The organism is Rhodanobacter sp. ANJX3 (assembly GCF_014200755.1).
Taxonomy (GTDB): Bacteria; Pseudomonadota; Gammaproteobacteria; order Xanthomonadales; family Rhodanobacteraceae; genus Rhodanobacter.
The window spans coordinates 206,940-228,122 of record NZ_JACHCM010000001.1 but is presented as its reverse complement, the minus strand read 5'-3'; the positions used below and the strand labels follow the sequence as shown (position 1 = coordinate 228,122).

At 61.2% G+C, this 21,183-nt stretch carries 13 protein-coding genes; 1 reads left to right on the top strand and 12 read right to left on the bottom strand.

Features of this window, described 5'->3' with window-relative positions; genetic code table 11:
* The 7 genes from HDE76_RS00910 to HDE76_RS00880 form a co-directional block, all read right to left on the bottom strand.
* Positions 1-7,923, bottom strand: a 7,923-nt coding sequence (locus HDE76_RS00910) for a YDG domain-containing protein (RefSeq protein ID WP_184504850.1), incomplete at its 3' end; no start/stop codon positions are given.
* A gap of 171 nt (positions 7,924-8,094) precedes the next feature.
* Positions 8,095-8,349 carry a hypothetical protein gene (locus HDE76_RS00905; RefSeq protein WP_184504848.1) on the bottom strand — a complete coding sequence of 85 codons (255 nt, stop codon included), beginning with the start codon at positions 8,347-8,349 and terminating at the stop codon, positions 8,095-8,097.
* Between the two features lie 159 nt (positions 8,350-8,508).
* Positions 8,509-10,284, bottom strand: coding sequence for a DUF885 domain-containing protein (locus HDE76_RS00900; RefSeq protein ID WP_184504846.1), 1,776 nt, complete (start codon positions 10,282-10,284; stop codon positions 8,509-8,511).
* Positions 10,285-10,345: 61 nt separating this feature from the next.
* The gene (locus HDE76_RS00895) at positions 10,346-13,459 is read right to left on the bottom strand and encodes an efflux RND transporter permease subunit (protein WP_184504844.1); all 3,114 of its coding nucleotides are present in this window, start codon (positions 13,457-13,459) and stop codon (positions 10,346-10,348) included.
* 10 nt (positions 13,460-13,469) lie between these two features.
* A complete protein-coding gene (locus tag HDE76_RS00890; protein WP_184504842.1) occupies positions 13,470-14,600 on the bottom strand; it encodes an efflux RND transporter periplasmic adaptor subunit in 1,131 nt (376 codons plus the stop codon).
* A 260-nt stretch (positions 14,601-14,860) separates the two neighbouring features.
* Complete coding sequence (locus tag HDE76_RS00885; RefSeq protein WP_184504840.1) at positions 14,861-15,637, bottom strand: class I SAM-dependent methyltransferase; 777 nt, start codon at positions 15,635-15,637, stop codon at positions 14,861-14,863.
* A 46-nt stretch (positions 15,638-15,683) separates the two neighbouring features.
* The gene (locus HDE76_RS00880; protein WP_184504838.1) at positions 15,684-16,154 is read right to left on the bottom strand and encodes a lipocalin-like domain-containing protein; all 471 of its coding nucleotides are present in this window, start codon (positions 16,152-16,154) and stop codon (positions 15,684-15,686) included.
* Positions 16,155-16,360: 206 nt separating this feature from the next.
* Here HDE76_RS00880 and HDE76_RS00875 point away from each other — a divergent pair, with 206 nt between their 5' ends.
* The gene (locus tag HDE76_RS00875; RefSeq protein WP_184504836.1) at positions 16,361-17,215 is read left to right on the top strand and encodes a LysR substrate-binding domain-containing protein; all 855 of its coding nucleotides are present in this window, start codon (positions 16,361-16,363) and stop codon (positions 17,213-17,215) included.
* A 300-nt stretch (positions 17,216-17,515) separates the two neighbouring features.
* On the opposite strand, the gene HDE76_RS00870 is transcribed toward HDE76_RS00875, so the two are convergent.
* The 5 genes from HDE76_RS00870 to HDE76_RS00850 form a co-directional block, all read right to left on the bottom strand.
* Positions 17,516-18,148, bottom strand: coding sequence for a class I SAM-dependent methyltransferase (locus HDE76_RS00870; protein ID WP_184504834.1), 633 nt, complete (start codon positions 18,146-18,148; stop codon positions 17,516-17,518).
* 105 nt (positions 18,149-18,253) lie between these two features.
* Positions 18,254-18,670: a nuclear transport factor 2 family protein gene (locus HDE76_RS00865; RefSeq protein WP_184504832.1), complete on the bottom strand. Its 417-nt coding sequence runs from the start codon at positions 18,668-18,670 to the stop codon at positions 18,254-18,256.
* A 51-nt stretch (positions 18,671-18,721) separates the two neighbouring features.
* Complete coding sequence (locus HDE76_RS00860; RefSeq protein WP_255481366.1) at positions 18,722-19,375, bottom strand: NAD(P)-binding domain-containing protein; 654 nt, start codon at positions 19,373-19,375, stop codon at positions 18,722-18,724.
* A 74-nt stretch (positions 19,376-19,449) separates the two neighbouring features.
* Positions 19,450-20,394: an SDR family oxidoreductase gene (locus HDE76_RS00855; protein WP_184504830.1), complete on the bottom strand. Its 945-nt coding sequence runs from the start codon at positions 20,392-20,394 to the stop codon at positions 19,450-19,452.
* Positions 20,395-20,444: 50 nt separating this feature from the next.
* Positions 20,445-21,083, bottom strand: a complete 639-nt coding sequence (locus tag HDE76_RS00850; protein WP_184504828.1) for an NAD(P)-binding domain-containing protein — start codon at positions 21,081-21,083, stop codon at positions 20,445-20,447.
* Between the last annotated feature and the right edge of the window lie 100 nt (positions 21,084-21,183).

The window sequence follows — 21,183 nt, the reverse complement described above, 5'->3', positions numbered from 1 at the left end:
CGCCCCTTGCGACGTGCCGCCATAGACGAGGCTGCCACCCAAGACACTCGACGTCTCGTTGTTGACGAGGCCGGTGTAGGTCACCCCGTTGCCGCCTGAATAGGCCAGCCCGTCGTAGGTCTTGCTGGCGTTCTGTGCGGTGACGGTCAGTGCCGCCTTGCCGACATCGAGCGCACCGTCGACGTAGCTGATGGTGTAGTTGCCGCTGCTCAGGCCGCTCGCGGTGATGCCGTAGTTGCCGGCGTTGATCGCCCCTTGCGACGTGCCGCCATAGACAAGGCTGCCGCCCAAGACACTCGATGTCTCGTTGTTGACGAGGCCGCTGTAGGTCACGCCGTTGCCGCCGGAATAGGCCAGCCCGTCGTAGGTCTTGCTGGCATCTTGCGCGGTGACGGTCAGCGCCGCCTTGCCGACGTCGAGCGTACCGTCGACGTAGCTGATGGTGTAGTTGTTGCTGCTCAGGCCGCTCGCGGTGATGCCGTAGTTGCCGGCGTTGATCGCCCCCTGCGACGTGCCGCCGTAGGCAAGGCTGCCGCCCAAGACACTCGATGTCTCGTTGTTCACGAGGCCGGTGTAGGTCACGCCGTTGCCGCCGGAATAGGCCAGCCCGTCGTAGGTCTTGCTGGCGTTCTGTGCGGTGACGGTCAGCGCCGCCTTGCCCACGTCGAGCGCACCGTCGACGTAGCTGATGGTGTAGTTGCCGCTGCTCAGGCCGCTCGCGGTGATGCTGTAGTTACCGGCGTTGATCGCACCCTGCGACGTGCCGCCGTAGGCAAGGCTGCCGCCCAAGACACTCGATGTCTCGTTGTTGACGAGGCCGGTGTAGGTCACGCCGTTGCCGCCGGAATAGGCCAGCCCGTCGTAGGTCTTGCTGGCATCTTGCGCGGTGACCGTCAGCGCCGCCTTGCCGACGTCGAGCGTACCGTCGACGTAGCTGATGGCGTAGTTGTTGCTGCTCAGGCCGTTCGCGGTGATGCTGTAGTTGCCGGCGTTGATCGCACCCTGCGACGTGCCGCCGTAGACAAGATTGCCACCCAAGACACTCGACGTCTCGTTGTTGACGAGGCCGGTGTAGGTCACGCCGTTGCCGCCGGAATAGGCCAGCCCGTCGTAGGTCTTGCTGGCGTTCTGTGCGGTGACGATCAGCGCCGCCTTGTCGATGATGAACTGGTTGCCCGTGGTAGCCAATGTGTAGTTGCCGGCGGCGCTGCCACCGAGGGTCAATCCATCGACGAAACCGCCGCCGTTGTCGTTGTAGGTGCCGACATTGGGGCTGCTCACCGTGGAGCCATTGCTTGCTACGGTCAGCTTGCCAAGATCACCGGTGTACACGTTGCTGGTTGAAACCCCCCAGCATGTGTTGCCAGCGGTGCAGCTGGCAGGGGTGCCGTCGATGAGAACGACGCTGCCATTCCCGTTCACGGTTTGCGTGCCGTCGTACTGGCGCACGCCGGTCAGCGTGATGACGGCCTGGCTGATGTCGTAGGTATCGTTGCCGCCCACCAAGGTGTAGTTGTTGCTGATGCCGCTGACGGGAACCAGCGTCAACCCGCCCACGCCGACCTGCGTGCCGGAAGGGGTGCCACTGGTGCCGCTTGCCGTGCCGCCGTAGTGACCGGCGTTTGCGCTGCCCAGCGAACCGGTGCCGCTCAAGGTGAACATGTCGGTGCCGACCCCGCTGAACGTGGTGCTGCCCAGCGTGGCGCTGCCCGCTGTCGCATCGACGAGATTGCCCGCGTTGACCTTGTTGGTGCCGTCGTACACGCGCGTGCCGCTGAAGCTGAGCACGTAAGGCGTAATGGTGACGCCACCGGCCAGTGTGTAGTTGCTGGCTTTGGCCCCGCTGTTGCCATTCAGCGTGAGACCGGCGATACCGCCGCCACTGGTGACGAACGACACCTTCGTGGGGCTGCTGCTCGTACCGGCCACATTCGCGGAAGACAGAGCACCGGTGCCGGTGCCGGCGAGGTTCAGCTTTTCGCCGTTTGCGCCGGTGAGCGTTACACAATCGGCGCCGCAGTCGCTGATACCCGAACTGGAACCATTGAGCGAGGTAACCAGATCGGCGTCGGCATTGGTGCTGCCGTCGTACACGCGCGTGCCGGAGAGGGTAAGAACCATCGGCGTAATCTGGAACGAGTTGCCTGTGGAGGCGATCGCGTAGTTGGTGTTGCTCAAGGTCAGGCCGGTAGCGTCGAACGTACCCGCGCCGGAGCCATCGCTGTTGTATGTGCCCACATCCGCGAGCGCCACCGAACCGATGCCGCCGTTGACCTTGACCGTGTCACCGCTCACCACGCCAGAGGATGCATTGCCCGAAACGGCGCCGGGATTCTGCCAGGTCGCGCCGCTGCCGCCGACCGCGGTGTCGGTACCGTCGTACTGGCGCGAACCGCCGATGGTGACGGGACGCTGAGTGATATCACCCGTCAGGTTCGCGGGTTGCACCAATTGATAGTTGCCGGCATCGCTGCCGCCGACGTCTGACGGGGTGATGTTGACGGTTTTGCCATTGCCGGCGTTTTTGTCGCTGAAAGTGCCGGCGATGTTGCTGCTGCCGATCGTAACGACGTCGGAGCCCAGCACGTCGCCCTTCACGTTGCCCTGAGTCAGGGTCGCACCGTTCACCGACGCGGTCGTGGTGCCGTCGTAAACCTTGGTGGCCACCGTGGCGCCAGTGACGTCCAACGGCGCCTTGGTGATGGTGTACGTGTCGACGCCGCCCACCAGAGTGTAGTTGTTGGCGTTGCCGCTGCTGGCCTGCAAGGCCAGCGTACCGAGGGTGAAGTTGCCGCCCGTGTAGGTGCCCACGTTCTTGCTCGACGCGGTGCCCTGCCCTGTCACGGTGAACTGGTCGCCGTTGATGCCGTTCAATGTGCCGAACACGTTGGCGTTGTCGGCGTTGGTGACGTTGCCGGACAGGCTGGAGTAGATATCGGTGGTGGCGTCATAGACGCGCGTGGCGCTGAGGTTCAGCACCAGGGGCGCGATGGTGCCGATCATGTTGCCGACCACCTGCGAGGGCAGCGCATAGTTCGACAGCGACGTGCCGGCGTTCGGCTTCCAGTCGGACGACACCAGGTTAGCGGTGACGTCGTAGGTGCCGGCGTTGGACTGCGGGCTGCCGGGGTCGCCGTAATACCCGGACTGCGTCTGAGTGATCGTACCGCCCTGGCCAGCCACCCAACCGCTGGTGCTGTAGTCGGCCGCAGGAATCGTGATGGTCGACGTGCCGTCGTACATCTTCGTGATGCTGCCGGTGAGGTTGGCGGTGATTTGTGCCTGCGCGATATCGGCGCTGAGGCCCGTGGGCTGGCTCAGAACGTAATTGCTGGCCGCGCTGCCGTTCAACGTGAAGCCGTTGGCGGTCACGGTGATGGGCTGGCCATTGGTCGAAAGGAAGGCGCCACTCGGATTCGTGTTGGCGTTGGGCGTGGCGAACGTGCCCGTGCCGCTGCCCTGGTTCAGCGAAACGTTGCTCGCATCCTGCGACAGCAGGCCATTGACGGATGAGCCGGTGCCGCCGGCCTGGCTGAAGCTGGGCGTGGTGAAGGTGAAGGTGGCAGCCGTGGTGCCGTCGTAAGACTTGTTGTTGGCCGAGATGCCGGTCACCGACAGCGGGCGCGGCGCGATGTTGGCCGTGAGGGTGAGCGGTTCCAGGGTGTAGTTGCCGGCCGAGCTGCCGCCGAGGGTGAAGGTGGTAGTTACCACTTGGCCGTTGCCCGCATTCGCGCTCGCGAATGCGCCACTTACTGGCGAACCGGTCGCGGTGAAGCTGCCGTTGCTGTTGGGGACGAGGGTGCCGCCCGTGCTGCCGCTGACCCCGTCGGCCGTGCTGCTGGTGGAATTGCCGATGCTCAGCGTGATGTCGCCAGCATTTTTGTCCACGTCGGCAAGTCCGGCTAATTGGCCGTTGCTGATGTTGACCAGCGCCCCCGTGCCGCCGTCGTAGATCTTGTTCTGCGCATATACGCCGTTGACGTACAGGCTGGCCGGGTTGATCGTGCCGTTACCCGTGGGAGCGTAGTCCAGGGTGTAGTTGGAGAGCAGCGTGCCGCTGTTGGCGATGTAGTTGTTCTGCGTGAGCGAGCCGGTAATGACATCGGTGCCCCCGACGACGTTGCCATTGCTGTCGCGGGCGACGTTCGCCGTGGCGTAGGTAAACGACGCCGTCGGATTGATGGTGGCGCCCTCGCCGTTGACGAAGCCGGCGACCTGGAAGTTGCACGTGGCTGTCGGGCACGCGGCCGTACCCAATTGGGTGCCCCCCGTGAGCGGCAGCACCGTGGTGTTGCCGTCGTACGTCTTGGTGGGATTGCCGATGATGCTGACGGTCAGCGTTGCCGGATTGATGGTGCCGGTGCCGTAGGCCATCACCGGGAAGGTGTAGTTGCCCTCGTCGCTGCCGGTAAAATTGAAATCCGATTCCTGCAACGTGGCGGTAATCGGCTGCGAGCCGACATTCTTGGTGGCGAAGGTGCCGGCGATGTTCTGGTTCACGGTGGCGCTGTCGCCGTTCACGAAACCCGAGAGATTGAAATTCCCGGGGGTCAGCGTGAGCGAGGTGTTGCCATCGTAGGTTTTGCTGGCGCCGGTAATGCCCGCGACAATGCTTACGCCCAACGCCTTGGGCAGGATGGTGCCGTAGCCGAGCGCTGTGGTCGGCAACTGGTAGTTGCTCAGCGAGGTACTGCTGCCTGCCGAGAAGTTGGCGCCGGTCAGCGCCGCGACTACGCCCCACGTGCCCGCGTTGCCCTCGTAGCTGGCTGCCCCCGGCGCGGCGGCGTTGGACGTGTCGTAGTAATTGCCCGCGAAGGCGCCGTCCAGGTTGATGGTTTGACCTGGAATCACGCCAGACAGCACGAAGTTGCCGGCAGTCAGTGAGGCCGAGGTGTCCTCGGTGCCATCAAACGTGCGGGTGGGATTGTTATTGATGGCTATCGTCAACGGCGCCGGCGTGATGCTGCCGCTGCCGACGACGCTGGTATTGAAGGTGTAGTTGCCGGCCTTGGCGCCACTGGCGAAGGTGAGATCGGACGACTGCAACGTCGCGGTCACCGTATCCGTGCCGACATTGGGCGCATCGGCACCGGTGTAGACCGCCGGAGCCTGGTTCACCGCGACGGTCTGACCCGCCACGGCGCCGCTGACCGTGAAGTTGGGCGTGGACAGCGTGGCGTAATTGGTGCCGTCGTAGATCTTGTTGGCGCTGCCGCTGAAGGCGATGGTCAGCGACGCCGGCGTGATATTCGCAGTGAGGCCCGTCGGTTGGGTCACCGAATAATTGCTGTTGTTGACGGTAAGGCCGTTGACCGTCACCGCGAGGGCGTTGCCGACGTCAGCCTGACTGAAGGCACCGGTGGCTGAACTCGTGGTCAGCGTTGTCGATGCCTGGTCGGCAGCGTTCACGAAGCCGCTGAGCACGGCGTTGCCAGTACCCAGGGTATCGGTCGTCGTACCGTCGTACACCTTGTCCGTTGCGGTGACGCCGGCAACGGTGAGCGCCTTCTGGTAGATATCGGCAGTGAGGTTGGTCGGTGCGATCAGCGCGTAGTCGGCGACCTTGGTGGCATTGCTGCCCGTCAGGGTGAAGCCGCTGAGGGTAACGGCGAGGTTGTTACCCGCATTGGGGCTGGCGAAGTTGCCGCTGGCGCCGCTCGTGTCGAGCGTGACATTGTCGCCGTTGACCACGCCGTAGATGCTGGCGTTGCTGATGTTCAGCGGGTCGTTGGTGGTGGCATCGTAGGTCTTGTTGGTGCTCTGCACGCCGCTCAGATAGACCGGCGCCGGCGTGATGGTGCCGTAGCCGGCGGTCGAGTCGGCCGCGAGCGCGGCGGCGGTCGTCGAGGTGGCTGTGGGCAGGATGTAATTGGAAAGCTTGGTACCCGAACCGGCGACGAAGTTGGTGCTGGCGAACGAGGCATTGACCGCTACCAGACCGCCATTGGGAGTCGTACCGCCATTGGTGTTGACGTCGGCGCTGGCATAGCCCACCGAACTGGGCTGATTCACGGTGACGCTCTGCCCTGCGGCAAGACCCGTGATGTAGTAGTTGGACGAGGTCAGCATGGCAGTCGTCGTGCCGTCGTAGACCTTGGTGGGATCGCCGATGACGGTGGCGTACAACTGCGCCGCGTTGATCGTGCCGATGTTCGCCGTCTTGCCCGTGCCGGACAGGGTATAGCCATAAACCGGGATGCTGCCGTTGACGACGTTGAAACTGGTGATGGACGACGGCGAGGTTACCGTGAGGCCAGTGCCCACGTCGGACTGGCTGTATGTGCCGGCGACCGAGCTGATGGTGTCGCCGTTGATCAAGCCGGAGTCGGTGATGTTGTTGCCGGCCAGCGTCGCGGTGGTGGCGCCGTCGTAGCTCTTCGTTACGGTGCCGGTGAGGCCCGTGACCGTGAGCGTGGGCTTGGTGCTGTAGAACACGCCGTTGCCCGTGGCTCCCGTTGCCGCCGCCGTGCCGATGGGGGCGTTGTACTGAATGAAGTTGGGCGTGAGGCTGCCCAGGTTCTCGCCCGTGGCCGCAGGGCTGGCGCTGTAGATTGCCCAATGGCCGCCCAGACCCGAAGCGCCCACGTTGTTGACGAAGGCATTGCCCGCATTCAACACCGTCTTGCCGCCGGCACCGGTATTGGTGATGGCGGCGTTGAGGTTGACGTTATTGCTCGCGGTCAGCGTGAGCGTGGTGTTGGCACCCCACGTCACCGCCTGATTGACGTTGACGTTGCCGGAGGTGCCACTGGCGCCACTGGCGCTGGTGAAGGCGACGTTGCCGCTGGCAAGCTGGCTTTCAAGCGTAGTGGCGGTGATATCGCCGCCGCTGGACGCGATAGTGAAATCGGTAGGGTCGACCAGCCACGTGCCGTCCTTGCCGCCGGGTGCCGCCTTGGTGGTGATGACGGCGCCATTGGCGATGTGCGCCTGCGCACCGGACGTTTCGATAAAGCCGCCGTTGCCGCCGTTCGGCGCGCTGGCGTCCAGCGTGCCTGCCACGTTGACCGTACCCGCCTGCATGCCGCCGAGCAGGGTGATGGTGCCATTGTGATCCTGCACGGTTTGCGCCTGCACCGTGCCCGTGTTGTTGACCGCGCTGTCGATCAGCGAGTTGCGCGCGCCGGCCGTCATCAGCACCTGACCACCGTCGGCGACGATGAGCTGGCGGTTTTCGACGAGGCTCTGCACGGTGTTGGCGTTCACCACCAGGTGCACGAGTCGGTTGTCGGCAAAGGTCAGCGTCATCGCGGTGCCGCCGGCCAGCGCCACCGTGCCGAGTTGCGCGCGGATCGTGCCCTGGTTCGAAACCGTGTTGCCCAGCAGCGCCGCGTAACCGCCGGGAGTGACGGTGATCGTGCCGAGGTTGACCACACTGCCCTTGCCGTTGCCGGAGAAGCGCACGGTGTCCGTGCCCAGCGTGCTCTGGTCGAGGTCGAGCGTGGAGGCGACGATGCCGCCCACGTTCACTTGTGCATTCTTGCCGAACAGCACCCCGTTGGGGTTGATCAGCCACACTTGGCCGTTGGCGTTGAGGTGGCCCTCGATGTCGCTGGCGGTGTTGCCCAGGATACGGTTGACCGCGATGGAGCTGCTGCCCGGCTGCAGGAAATTAACCGTCTGGTTGGCGGCGATGTCGAAGCTCTGCCAGCTCAACGAAAGATTTTGGCTGCTTTGCCGGATCGTGGTCGTATTGCCGCTTTGACTGATCTGGCCCACACCTGCGGTGACCTGTCCGCCCGTCGTGCCGGCACAGGCCAGGCCCGTCATGCCGAGCGCTAACGACAGGACGGAAAGCATCGCCGTACGATGGCCGATGACGCGACGCCGCGCCGAGCCGGGCGACGAGCTCTTCGCAAACTCACATGCCGGCACCCATTGTGCGCTGGAGCGATTCCAGCACAGGCGATAAATGCGGTTCATGATGGAACTCCCCTTGGATGAGTGCTTAAGGGGCTCCTCACTTCATCCGCGGCTCAGGCATTTCCAGCATGGTTGCCTGTACAGCCTCCGGATTAAGGCCCCACACCTACTATAAATCAAGCGTCTAAAAATGTGTTGATCTTCACGTTTTCACCATCAATTTCGACGTCCTTACTTTTGCCGGACATCATTTACAAGCCCGGAACACGCTCTAACGGCAGCGTCATGGAGCGCCGGTCTTCGGGCACCGGCCTTCACATACCGGGAGGAGATGCGCGACCAGCGGTCGCCGTCGAAAACGCTCTCGACCGCGGCACTGCCGGCCCATAGCCATCCGCGCTGGTCGACTTTGAGGAAATCCAGCCGCGTGCCCGGCTGCATGACATCGTTGGCCGGCTGCATGAGCAGCTCGTCAGACAAGCTCATCTGCGACACCAGCAATGGTGTATGAGACGCATACATATCCGTGGACGGGCATGGATCAGACCAGCGCAGAAGCTCTAGATGTAGAACCTATGTATGAGTCGAGGAATCGTCCCTGATCGTTTCGGCCATCGGCTTGTTGCATTGCCTGCTTCCCAACATTCAGGCATCTGCTTTTTTCGTTTCGATCCATGCATCGACTCGTTTCTCCAGAACATCCAGCGGCAAAGCGCCAGCGCTGAGAATTTCGTCATGGAAATCGCGGATGTTGAAGCGCTCTCCCAGCGCCTTTCGAGCCCGCTCGCGCAGCTCAAGTATTTTTAGTTGGCCTACCTTGTAAGCAAGCGCCTGGCCCGGCCAGACGATGTAGCGATCGACCTCCGATTGGATGTCTGAGTCGGTTACGTCGGAATGGGCGTGGAAAAAATCCACCATCTGCTGACGCGTCCAATGCTTGTAGTGAACGCCGGTGTCGAGCACGAGCCGATCGGCGCGCCACAACTCGCCGGTCAGACGACCATAGTCGGACAATGGATCCTTGTAGAAGCCGATATCCTTGCCCAGTCGCTCCGCATACAGCGCCCAACCCTCAATGTAAGCCGTGTAGTCGGCCTGTTGGCGGAAGGCAGGCAACCCAGGCAGCGTTTGCGCGATGGAGAGCTGCAAATGGTGACCGGGAATGCCTTCGTGATACGCGATCGACTCCATGTCCATCGTGGTGCGGTGAGCAAAGTCCCCGGTGTTGACGTAGAGCTGCCCGGGTCGTGAGCCGTCCGGTGTACCTTGTTGGTACGAAGCGATCTGAAATCCCTTTTCACGGTATGCCTCGACCGGCACGACTTCGAGCTTGGTCTTGGGCAATAACCCAAAAAGCTTAGGCAACTCCGGCTGCATCTGTGCGATGAAGCCCCGATAGCGATTGAGAATGTCTTCCCGCGATACGGGGTGTACTTTCGGATCGACTTTCAATGCCGCGCGGAAGCTGGCCAGATCTGGGTACCCTTGAGACTTGGCGATGGCGGTCATGTCAGTCTCGATCCGCTTGACCTCTGCAAGGCCGAGTGCATGAATGCTTTCCGGGTTCTGCTGGGTGGTGGTCATCTGCGCGACGTCGAAACGATAAATCTCATCGCCCTTGGGCAATTTCCATACCCCTGGCTCGATGCGCCCTTGCGGTGCGTATTCCTTCGCCACGAATTCCCCCAGCCTGCGATAGGCTGGTCGTACGTCATCGTCAATGGCTGCGATGATCGCCGCGCGCAGACGTTGCTGGTCGGCCATCGATACGCTGTCGGGGAAATGCTTCAACGGTTTGGCGAACGGGCTGTCGGTACTGGCCGTTTCGGCGATCCTGTTGAGCTGAACCACCACTTTTTCCAATAAAAAGCGTGGCGGCATCATGCCATCACGCGCGCCTTGTCGTGCCACGTCGGTCGCCTGTGCCAACGCGTTTGGAATTGCTCGTAGACGCGCAAGGTACTGCTCGTACTCTTTGGTATTGTCGAAGGGAATCGAACTTATCAAGGCGGGCAGCCTCAGATGCACCCCTTGATATTGGTCGATCGGCATTTCGTAAAGTTTCAAATCAAACGCGCGCAGGCTGGCTTTCAGCTGCCGCACCATCAACTGCTGATTGAGCTTTTCCTCTTCGGAAAATCCGGCGGTGTCTATCGCCACAAAACGCTTCAGGAAATTCGCCGTAACCTCGCGCTCGCTTCGCGCATGCGCTAACGAGCCATCTATCCAGCGGTCGTTATAACGCAGGTCGCCGAGCACCGTGGCGGATTCAGGATCCTCCTGCAGCGTATGCTGCCATTGCTCGTCAAGCAGCGCATGCAGCGCTTTGACGCGTTGCGCTGCGTCCTGTGCCTGATCCGGTGCCGAATACGTCAGGCCACCCAGCAAAACAATCAACGTCATCCATAATCCTGTCTTCATTCAGTCTTTCCTCTCGATATTTTCCGGGTCGGTGTCCGCCGCGCATTGCACAACCATTGCTTCATTCGTGGTTTTGAAGAGCCCCGAGGCCGTAACCGTCCGATTCGGACGCCCGGTCAACGAAACGCATACGAAGGCGATCAAGCTGCACGTAAATCACTGGTGTTAAATACAAGGTGAGTAGCTGCGACAGCAGTAAACCGCCGACCACGGTTAAACCGAGCGGCCGGCGCACCTGCGAATCGGCACCCAAGCCAAGGGCAATCGGTAGCGCGCCCATCAATGCAGCCATGGTGGTCATCATGATCGGCCGGAATCGCACGTGGCAGGCTTCGAAGATAGCGGCGGCGGCAGTAAGGCCTTCTTCGCGCTGCCGGACCAGGGCAAAGTCGATCATCATGATCGCGTTCTTCTTGACGATACCGATCAGCATCACGATGCCGACAAATCCAAATAGATCCAGAGGCAAGCGGCACAGCTGCAGAGTGAACAGCGCGCCGACCGCGGCTGCCGGCAGACCGGACAAGATGGTCAGCGGATGAATGAAACTTTCGTACAAGATGCCGAGCACCAAGTAGATTGCAAAAACCGCCAGCAGCAACAACATGCCGATTCCCTGCATTGAGGCTTGAAAAGCCTGCGCTGTGCCTTGCAGGTTGCCGGTAATACTTGCTGGCAAGCCGATCCTTGCCAGCGAGTCGTGGATGCCTATCAATGCATCGCTCAGGCTGACGCCGGGAGCAAGGCCGAAAGATATCGTCACCGACGGCAATTGGCCTTGGTGGTTCACTGTCAGCACCTGCGACTTGCGTACGAACCGAGCTATCGTGTCCAGTGGAACTAGCTTGCCGGTGGCGGAGGTGACGTAGAGTTTCGAAAGCACCGACGGATCGTTTTGCAGATTGCGCTGAATCTCCATCACCACCCAATACTGGGCGGCCGGACCGTAGATAGTGGATAGCTGGTTCTGGCTAAAAGAAGCCCCGAGTGCCGATTGGACCCGAGACATGGTCAAACCGAGTGGCGCCAGCTTGCTGCGGTCGACTTCGACGACAATGGATGGACTATCGAGACTGAGGTCGTTGGTCACGTCCTGAAAGCCGGGTATCGCCGTGAACGCCTGCGTCGCCACGGTGGACCATTTATACAGTGCTTCCAAGTCGAGCGATTGCAAGGTGAACTGGTATTGCGCCTTCGAACGCAAGCCGCCGATCTGGATTAAGGGTGGGTTGCGTACATAGGCACGCATTCCGATTACTTTCGCAAATTTCTTTCGCAACTCCTGCACAATTTCGTCCACTCCGAGGCGGCGCTGGTTCGCTGGCTTCAGCTTCAGCAACATCTCGCCATCGTTGATGGTCGAACCCCCTGCCTCGATCGAGGACATCCATGCTTCGATGTTCGGATCGTTCGCGACAATCTCTGCGAGCTGCTGCTGACGCGCCACCATGCCTCCATAAGAAACATCTTGCGGACCTTCGGTAATGACCTGCAGGCGGCCGCTGTCGCCAGCGGGAATGAAATCTTTTGGCACGGTGTAAAACAGCAGTGCTGTGGCCAACAAGCTGAGCGCAAACACGCCAAAAACAAGCCACTCTCGCGCCATACACCATCTCAGGCTGCGCACATAGACGCGCTGGGTCATATCGAAGCCGCGGTTGAAAACGATGATCAACCCGTTTTTCTTTTTATGCTCGTTCGCCTTAACGAAGCGGCTGCACAGCATCGGTGTAAGCGTGATGGAAATAAAACCGGAGATCAGGATGGCCACACTGAGAGTTACTACGAATTCGTGGAAGAGCCGGCCGACAATGCCGCTCATGAACATGACCGGGGTAAACACGGCGATCAACGACAACGTCATAGAGAGAATGGTGAAGCCGATCTCGGTCGCGCCCTTGAGCGAGGCTTCGTGGGGATCGAGCCCTGCCTCCACGTGGCGCACGATGTTCTCCAACATCACGATTGCATCGTCGACCACAAAACCGACGGCAAGCGTCAATGACAGCAGCGACAGGTTGTCCAGGCTGTAGTCAAGCAAAAACATGGCGCCGAATGTGCCAGTCACCGATAGCAGCAGCGCCGCCGTCGGAATCAGTGTGGCGGAGAGATTGCCGAGAAACAGATAGATCACCAGGACGACTAGCATCCCAGCCAATAACAAGGTGAATTGGACATCTGCCACCGAGGCTCGTATCGATTGTGCGCGGTCATACAACACGTTGAGCTTTACCGACGGCGGCAGCCCTGCGGTGAAGCCGGGCAAGATTGCATGGATACGGTCAATCAACGCGACGGTATTGGTGCCCGGCTGACGCTGAATCGCCAGCAGCACCGAACGGTCATGCTTGTACCAGCTAGCGAGTTGATCGTTCTGCACACTATCGTAGGCCCGTCCAATATCACCTAACCGAACGGGCGCGCCATTGCGCCATGCCAGCACGATGTCGTTATAGGGTGCTGCGCGCAGCAGCTGGCCTTCGTTGCGTACCTGGAATTGCTGGCTGGGACCATACAGCGCACCGGTCGATTGATTGACGTTGGCGTTTTCGATGGCTTTCTGCACCTGATCGATACCAATGCCGGCTACTGCCAACCGATCTGGATTGACGCTGATTCGAACGGCGTATTTGGCTGCTCCGTAAGCATAGACTTGCGCAACGCCGTCGATCGTTGACAAGCGCTGCGCCAGTTGCGTCTCGGCATACTCATCCAACTGCGACACCGGCAACGTAGACGAAGTCATCGCTAGTAACAGCACCGGAGCGTCGGCCGGATTTACCTTGCGCAAGGTCGGTGGCGTAGGCATGTCCGGCGGCAATTGGCGCTGTGCGGCGGTGATCGCCGACTGCACATCCTGCGCAGCAGCGTCGATATTTCGACTCAATGCAAAGCTCAGGACGATGCTGGTTCCACCCGGCGAACTCGATGAGTTCATCGTATCGATGCCCGGAATGGTGGATAACTGCGCCTCTAGCGGCGCAGCCACTGCGGAGGCCATCACTTCGGGCGAAGCGCCCGGCAAGCTGGCGAAAACGCGTATCGTCGGGTAATCGACGTTAGGTAACTCGTTTACCGCCAGTCGCGGATAGGCGACCACGCCGGATATGAGAACTGCCAGCATCAACAGCGTCGTCATTACGGGGCGGCGGATGCAAAGCGCGGGTAAATTCATAGCCCTGCGCTCATACATTCGGTGTCGTATGTACAGAGCTGCCATCGCTCAACAGCAGTTGGCCATTCGTCACGACGCGCTCGTTGGCTTCCAGCCCTTGATTGATGACGATGCGCCCCTCCGTCGTCGCCCCCATATCGACGAAGCGTTGATGAGCCTTGCCGTCCGCGCCGATCACAAAGACAAAATTGCCCTTGTCCGAACTTTGCAACGCTTCCGCCGGTACGCTCACCACCTTCGTCAAATGTACCGTCGGTAAACTCACCTGCACGAATTGGCCCGGAGTAAGTCGGCCGTCGGCATTCTCGAAACGCCCCTTGAGCACGATGGTGCTGGTGTTGACGTCCACCGTGTTGTCGATGAAGTCCAGAACGCCATGCAAGTACAAGCCGTTTTCACCCGGCAGCCGTGCTTGCACAGCCACAGCGCCGCGCGCTTGTGCTGCACGAACCGCGGCCAGACTGGCCTCCGGAATGTTGAAGCTGATCCGAATGGGTTCGATCTGATTCAGCACCACGATATCGGTGCTGTCGGCCGTCACCTGCGCCCCGGGCCAGACCGAGGGCAGCCCGACGATGCCGTCGAACGGCGCGGTCATTCGCGTATAGCCAAGCTGGAGTTTTGCCAGTTCCTGCGCAGCCTGGCTGGTCTGGAGATTGGCGCGAGCCACCTCTTCGTTGGTCCGATAGGCATCGAAACTGGTGCGTGAGATATAGCCTTGCGCCGCCACCTGACTGTAGCGTTGAAGATCCGCCTGTGACTGGGCGAGTTGCGCTCGGGCGCTGGCGGCGCTGCCTTGCGCCTGCACGAGCTGTGCCTTGAAAGGCAAGGGATCGAGCTGCGCCAGCAGATCCCCCTTCTTCACCTTTGCGCCTGGCGTGAAATCCAAGGCTTGCAGCTGGCCCGAGGCGCGCGCGCGCACGGTGACGGTGGACCACGCTTCCGTGCGCGCCACCACGTTCAATGACAGGTCCACATCGCCACGAGTGGCCAGTGCGCTCTCGACGGGTACGGCGTTAGCGTCTCCGACGTGGTTAACTGGCTTCGGCGCCTGGGAATCATGGGAGAAATACATTGCCCCGGCCAACGTTGCCAGAACGGCGACGGCAACGATAATTGACTTCTTCCGTGGTGCGATCATGTGGGCACTCTTCAGCGTCTGTTGTTTTCACACACTCACGCGTTGTTAGTCCCAACCCGTATGCCTCGGCCATAAGCAGCCATCCGGACAGGCCAAAGGAGCAAGGCACTGACGTGCGTCCGAGGCAGCCGCGGAAAGAGTCGACGAGCGAACTAGCCCAAGTGACGGAAATCCCCCGCCGTTTTGGATTGGGTGCCACAGCGCCGTTCTTTCAAACGGCGTGCTCTCCAACGCAGAACGGGCTATGCCTCTACTGCCGTTTACTGGGGCTTGCGGAATTTAAGGATGAACTTGTCAGTGTGCCCTTTGATCTCAGGTGCGAAAATGATCTTGTCGTGGGCGTCCTGAGGATTGCTCAATAGGTCGCTGCGTGCTTCCAGTACGAACCCTGCCGCTTGCACTTGCGTGATCACCGTGGCTGGATCAATACGATGCAATGTGCCGGCATCGCGCCCGCCCGAACCGGGCTCTGCCGCATGATCGACCACCATGAAAACGCCGCCAGGCTTCAAGGCTTTGAAGGCTGCCGCATCGAGCTTGGCTGTTTCATCGGGGCCACTATTGCCTTGGACGGCAAACACGGTGACCTGTCCATAGACGTCATGATAATTCTGCGACGTCCAGACCACATCGAGGGATGAGGGGGCGCCCAGTTGGTCGTATGGCAGCACAACGAGACTGGTGTTGTGGTAGTTCATATCGGTGGCTATCGCCTTGATCGGTTCCAGCGCCTTCGGCCTCGCCGCCGCAATGCTCTGCGGTACGACGGCATAGACATGACCACGCGGCCCGACCACTTTGCTGAAGATACGCGTGAAATAACCGCCGCCCGGCATGACATCCGCCACCTTGTCGCCCGGTTTGATACCAGCCAATGCGACCAATTCGGCCGGCTTGCGGCTGGCATCGAGCTGCGTGTCGGCAAGGGGCCGCGCGCTATCGGCAACGGCGGCCGTGACATAGGTCGGTAGGGACATACCGGCATATGCCATCGCTGTCGCCGCGCACAGGCTAAGGCCGAACAAAGCTTTTTTCATAAGTCCTGACACTCCGCAGTTACGTTGGGTAATCCATGTCGCGCCTTCAGGGCAGGCGCTGCCATTGCACTTCGCCATGAGCACCTTCCCCCGCACCGCTAGACGGTTTGGCGACGGTGTAGGTCAACCGGTCACCGTCCAATGTGTAAGGGCTCGCACCGCTCTTGCCATCCCAATTGGGAAACGACGCTTGCTCGATATGCGTATGCAAGGTCGTGCCGTCAGCCCATACCTCCCCATAGTGCGCATTGCTATCCAGCGCAGCCGCGCGATATTCATCGGCGGTGCCTTTGGACTTGTCGTTGGCAGCAAAGCCGGTGCGCTGCGCGCGCACCATCTGCATGCTGTAGCGGCCGTGTGCATCGATGATCCACAGGCCCTGAGGATGCGGGCCGTATAGTTCTATGCGGTGACCGTCTGGATAGACGTTGTCGACTCTAACCAGCGTCCACGCGCCGACCAGGGAAGCTGGGACGGCACTCGACCCGGTCTCTGCAGCTTTATCGGCACGCCGCACGGCCTGTTCAAATGGCGAGCTTGTGGCCGCAGCTGAAAGCGGACCGAGTAACGGAACTAATCCACTAAGCGCTAAAACCCAAAGAAATCGGCGCATGGAGAAACCCTCTCGCTCTCGTACGAATGCACGCAGCGTAGTCGGCTACTATGTATGGATAAACACCATTTTCAGATATTTCAGTCATTTCAAATCGAGATGGATAAGCGATGAAAGCCCTTGACCTCGATGCTGTGAAAGCTTTTGTTCTGACGGCCGATCTGCAGAGCTTTACCCGTGCTGCGGAAGCTCTGGACAGCACTCAATCCGCGATCAGCCTCAAGCTTCGTCGATTGGAAACACAGCTCGGACGGCGCTTGCTCGAACGCACACCAAGGCAAGTGCGCTTGTCTGCTGAAGGTGCGGTCTTTCTGGTTTCGGCGCGCGACTTGGTGGGTGCGCATGATCGCGCCGTTGCTTCCTTCAGCATCGAACAACGCCGAATGGTTATTGGCATTAGCCACCAGATCGTAGGCAGCGAGTTGCCTTCCCTGCTGCGTCATATGAACGAACAGGACCCGCACCTGTTGATCGAATTGCGTGTCGCAGGCTCTCGCGAAGTGATGCAGGCCTACGATGAGGGTCGGCTGGATGCTGCCCTGGTACTCCAACCGGAAGACCGACACCGTCAAGGCGAAAAACTGTTTAATGAAAGCTTCGCCTGGATCGCCGCGGCGGGCTGGGAGCCACGTGCTGGACAACCGCTACCGCTGTCCACTCAGGGCGAGACATGCAGCATACGCGCGAACGCGGTGCGTGCGCTCGACCAAGCAGGCATCGCCTGGACAGAGGTCTTCATCGGTAAGGGCGCGGCCGTGGTCGGCGCTGCAGCCGCCGCTGGCATTGCCATCGCCGTGCTGGCCCGCCGGAGCGCTCCGGCGGGTACCGTCGATATCGGCAATACGTTGGCACTGCCCACCCTGCCGACCCAGGAGGTTGTGCTTTATTCCGCACTCAACGACCGTCGTTCGCGTCACGCGCTACGCATCTTGGGCGCTGCGTTCAAAGGTCTTGTCGAAGTCTGAGTTTTTTCTGGTCGCCCGATTTTTTGTCTGCATTGCCTAGCTAGAAAAACTGACGCAAAAACACTCGACCGAACAAAAGCGCCCTACTCGACGATGGCGGCTGGTCGCGCTGCGCTAAATCAGAGATCGGTCGATTCTGTTGAAAACATTCTTGCCGCGGTGTGATGAAAGTGATTGACGGATCACTCGTCGACCGAGCGAATTTTCGCGATGATGGGACGTCAGCAGGCGGCCGATGCTGACCGGGTAGAGCCCGCGCAAGCTGGCAGGCTCCACCACCTCGGCCGCCATCGGCACCCGTCAGCGCTTCACGAACCGATAGGCAAAGCGATCGGTCTTGCCCTTGATCGAGGGATCGAACGCCTTGCTCGAGTGCAGATCATCCTTGTTCGCGAGCAAGGAGCTTTGCTCGTCCAGCATGAAACCGGCCGCCTCCACCTCTTTGCGGACAGAGCCTGGCTCAATCCTATGCAGCGACTGGGTGTCGCTTTCGGCCGCCCCCGCCGCCGCCGCGTGGTCGACGATGATGTAGTACCCGCCGGGCTTGAGCCGCTCGTAAACGGCTCGGTTGAAGTCCGCCGCCGTCGCGCCTTTGGCCTGCATCAGCGCGGTGTGGAGATCGTGGTAGAACAGGTGCAGCCACAGGACATCCGCGAGCTGCGTGACCTGTTGCATCGCCACCAGGTCTGCCGAGACGGCTTCGACGTTCTCCCGGCCAGGCTCGTTCGCAAGCGTCCGCATGCGGCCGAACGGATCGTTCTTGAAGTGGGCGACTTCGGCCGGCACGAAGCTGTAGACCCGTCCTTCGGGTCCCACGACGTCGGAGAAGAGACGGGTCCAGTCGCCGTCGCCTGGGTAAACGTCGATGACGGTGGAACCCGCATCGACTCGTGCGAACCGGATCAACTCGGATAATTTGGATGGGTCGTACATCGCGATCTCCTTTACGGTGGGGTATTCGATGAGGGCGGCCGACGAGACGGCGATCCACGGCTGTTTTACCGTCTATCCCGACCCGATGACCGCGGATAGCCAGCACTATGCGCGCCCGGACGCGTCCATCTTCGCGGCCCGCGCCAGTGCTTGCGTGTCGACGTATTCGCGGATGTTCGTCAATTTGCCATCTCGAACGGTCATGGCGAAGACCCAATCGTCCTCGAATGGCTTATTCGTGGCTTTGACGTTTCCCTTGGCGAAGCCGACGACCAGAACCCGATCTCCCTGCGCCACGAACTCGGGGGCCTTGGGGAATGAAGTTTCCATCGTCTCGGAAGTTTTCTGGAGCAAGGCCGCCAATGCCGGGCGCCCGCGATGGGTGCCGGCCAGCGGCCAGTCTTCGCCCGGGATGATCCACTCGATGTCGTCGGCAACCAGCGCCAGCACACCCTCCTTGTCGCCACTGCCGATCGCGGCGAAGAAATCCTTCACGATCTGGACATTCTGCTCGGTACTCATTGGTAATGCTCCATGTCATGTCCCTGCCCATGGGAACGAGGTCGCAGTGACTCAGCCAATATCGACCCTGATGGCGATGTTCCAAGTTCCAGCGCCGTTTTTGGCCAGGCCGATCATCATCAGACCGAGCCACTCGAGCGACTGGGCCATCGGCAGGCCGCCGACATCCAACGGACGCAGTCCGATACTCTCGAGAAACGTCGAGACGCGGGCTTTGGCGTCCGCATCGTCCGCCGCGATGAACGCGTCGAGGCGTTCACCCTTGGCAAGTACGTGGCCGAAGAGAGTATTGAACGCCTTGACGATAGGCGCGCTGGCTGGGGCGGCCTTGGCGATCTCCTGCGCACCGGAACTGCCAAAGGGGGTAACCAGGCCCGAGAGATCGGGAGCGACCGGGTTGGTGATATCGATGATCACCTTACCGTCGAGCGCTTTCCCAAAATCGGCCAGTACCGCCGCCGCATTGGGATACGGCACGGCGAGAATAACGATGTCACCCGTCGGCGTGGCGCCGTAGGTCCCTGAGGTCGCTCCGGATGCGAGCTTGTCGGCAAGCGCCTGCGCCTTGGCGGGATCGCGGCTGATCACCTCGACGGTGTGTCCGGCCTTGGCGATACGGCCGGCGATCGCCGTGGCCATGCCTCCCGAACCGATGATGCTGATGGTGCTCATGTGCAGTCTCCGTTCTGAAATCAGGATATTCAATGTTTCTAGACGAATTACGCCGTCGCGGTTCGGCCACCCGCCGGGCGCAGTGCGCTTGGCGGTGTGCTGTCACCTCATCGGTCGATCGGGAAGTAATGACCGCTATCGAGATCGGCGAAGAGTCCGGGCTGGGTCGGTTCCCAGCCAAGAACCCGGCGTGTGATGGCGTTCGATGTCGGGGTGTCCAGCGTGACCAGATTCGCAAGGAACCCGAAGTAGCCGGGCAGCATCAGCACGTCCGCGGGAATAGGCACGGCCGGCAGATTCAACCGGCTGGCAATAGCTTCGGCGATCTGGCGGTACGGGATAGCCACTTCGGCGATGGCATGCCAGCTTCTGCCCGCAGGGCCTTTCTCCAGCGCCAGGCGAAACACGGTGGCGACGTCGCGAGCGTGCACGGCTCCCCAACGGTTGGCGCCGTCTCCGGGGTAGCCGACCGCCCCCTTTTCCTTGGCCAGCCCGATCAACAGCGGAAGGAAGCCGGCGTTATCGGTGGCGCTGTGCATGATCTCGGGGAGCCGCACGATCGAAGACCGTATGCCCTTTTCGGCGAGACCGATCACCGTGGTTTCCACGATGTTCCGAACCCGCAGGGTGTTCTTGTACAGATCGCCGCCGGGAAGCGGCGGATCCTCCTCGGTGGCCGGCCGGCCCAGGCCCTCCCACCCCGGCGAGCCGACGCTTCCCGACGCGACTAACGGCTTTCCGCTCCCCGCCAGTGCTTCGCCATAGGCGAGCATGATCTCAAGCTCCGCGGCCGCAACGGCGTTGATACCGCCGGTGGGCATCAGGTCCTGCCGGTGCGCGACGTGGATGACGCCGTCTGATGCTGCGGCCGCCTCCTTGAGCCCGTCGAGATCTTCGAGACTGCCGCGACGTACCGTGGCGCCCAGCGCCGCTGCCGCCGCTGCGGAGCTCTCGGACCGAGCCAGCGCAGTGACCTCATGGCCGGCGGCGATAAGATTGGAGATGATGTACGGACCGGAATGGCCGGTGCCGCCGGTAACAAAAACGTGCATGTTATTAACCCTTTTAGAGTGTGGTACGAGACGTGCGGGTGCGCGTGCGCTCAGCCGACGAGGCTGACGCCGATCGCGAAATTGGTGTGTTTGACCGAATAGGTCATGAGGCCCAATGACAGCAGGCAGACGTGCTCCAACGTCCGTGCCATGGACAGCTGTCCAGCATCCATGGGGCGCAGTCCGAGGCTCGCGACGAACGCCGAAACACGTGCCTTCGCCTCTGCGTCGTCCCCGGCGATGAACACGTCCAACGAGGGGTGGCCTTCCACGGGCCCGGCGGCCAGGACGTGAGAGAACTGAGTGTTGAACGCCTTGATGACTTTCGCGTCGGCAGGGGCGGCCCTGGCGATCTCCAGCGCGCCGAAACCGTCCGCTGGGGTCACAAAGCTCGTGAGGTCGGAGTCGACGGGGTTGGTAATGTCGACAAGAAGCTTGCCTGCCAGCGCTCCGCCGTACTGCTTCACCACATCGAGAACGGCAGCATAGGGAACTGCCAGAATGACTAGCTCTCCTGTCGGGGCCGCACCGAACGTTCCCGTTATTGCGCCAACTCCAAACTGCTCAGCCAGCGCCCGCGCCTTGGCGGCGTCGCGACTTATCACCTCAACGGCGTGTCCGGCCCCGGTAGCGAGGCCGCCGATCGCGGCGGCCATCCCACCTGAGCCAATGATGCTGACAATGCTCATGCGCAGTCTCCTCGTGAGGTGGGGTGCCCGCGCCGTGTAAAACGTGGGGTTGATCGTTCATGGATTGCCGGCCGAACTAGCGACGGCGCTCGACGTGCAG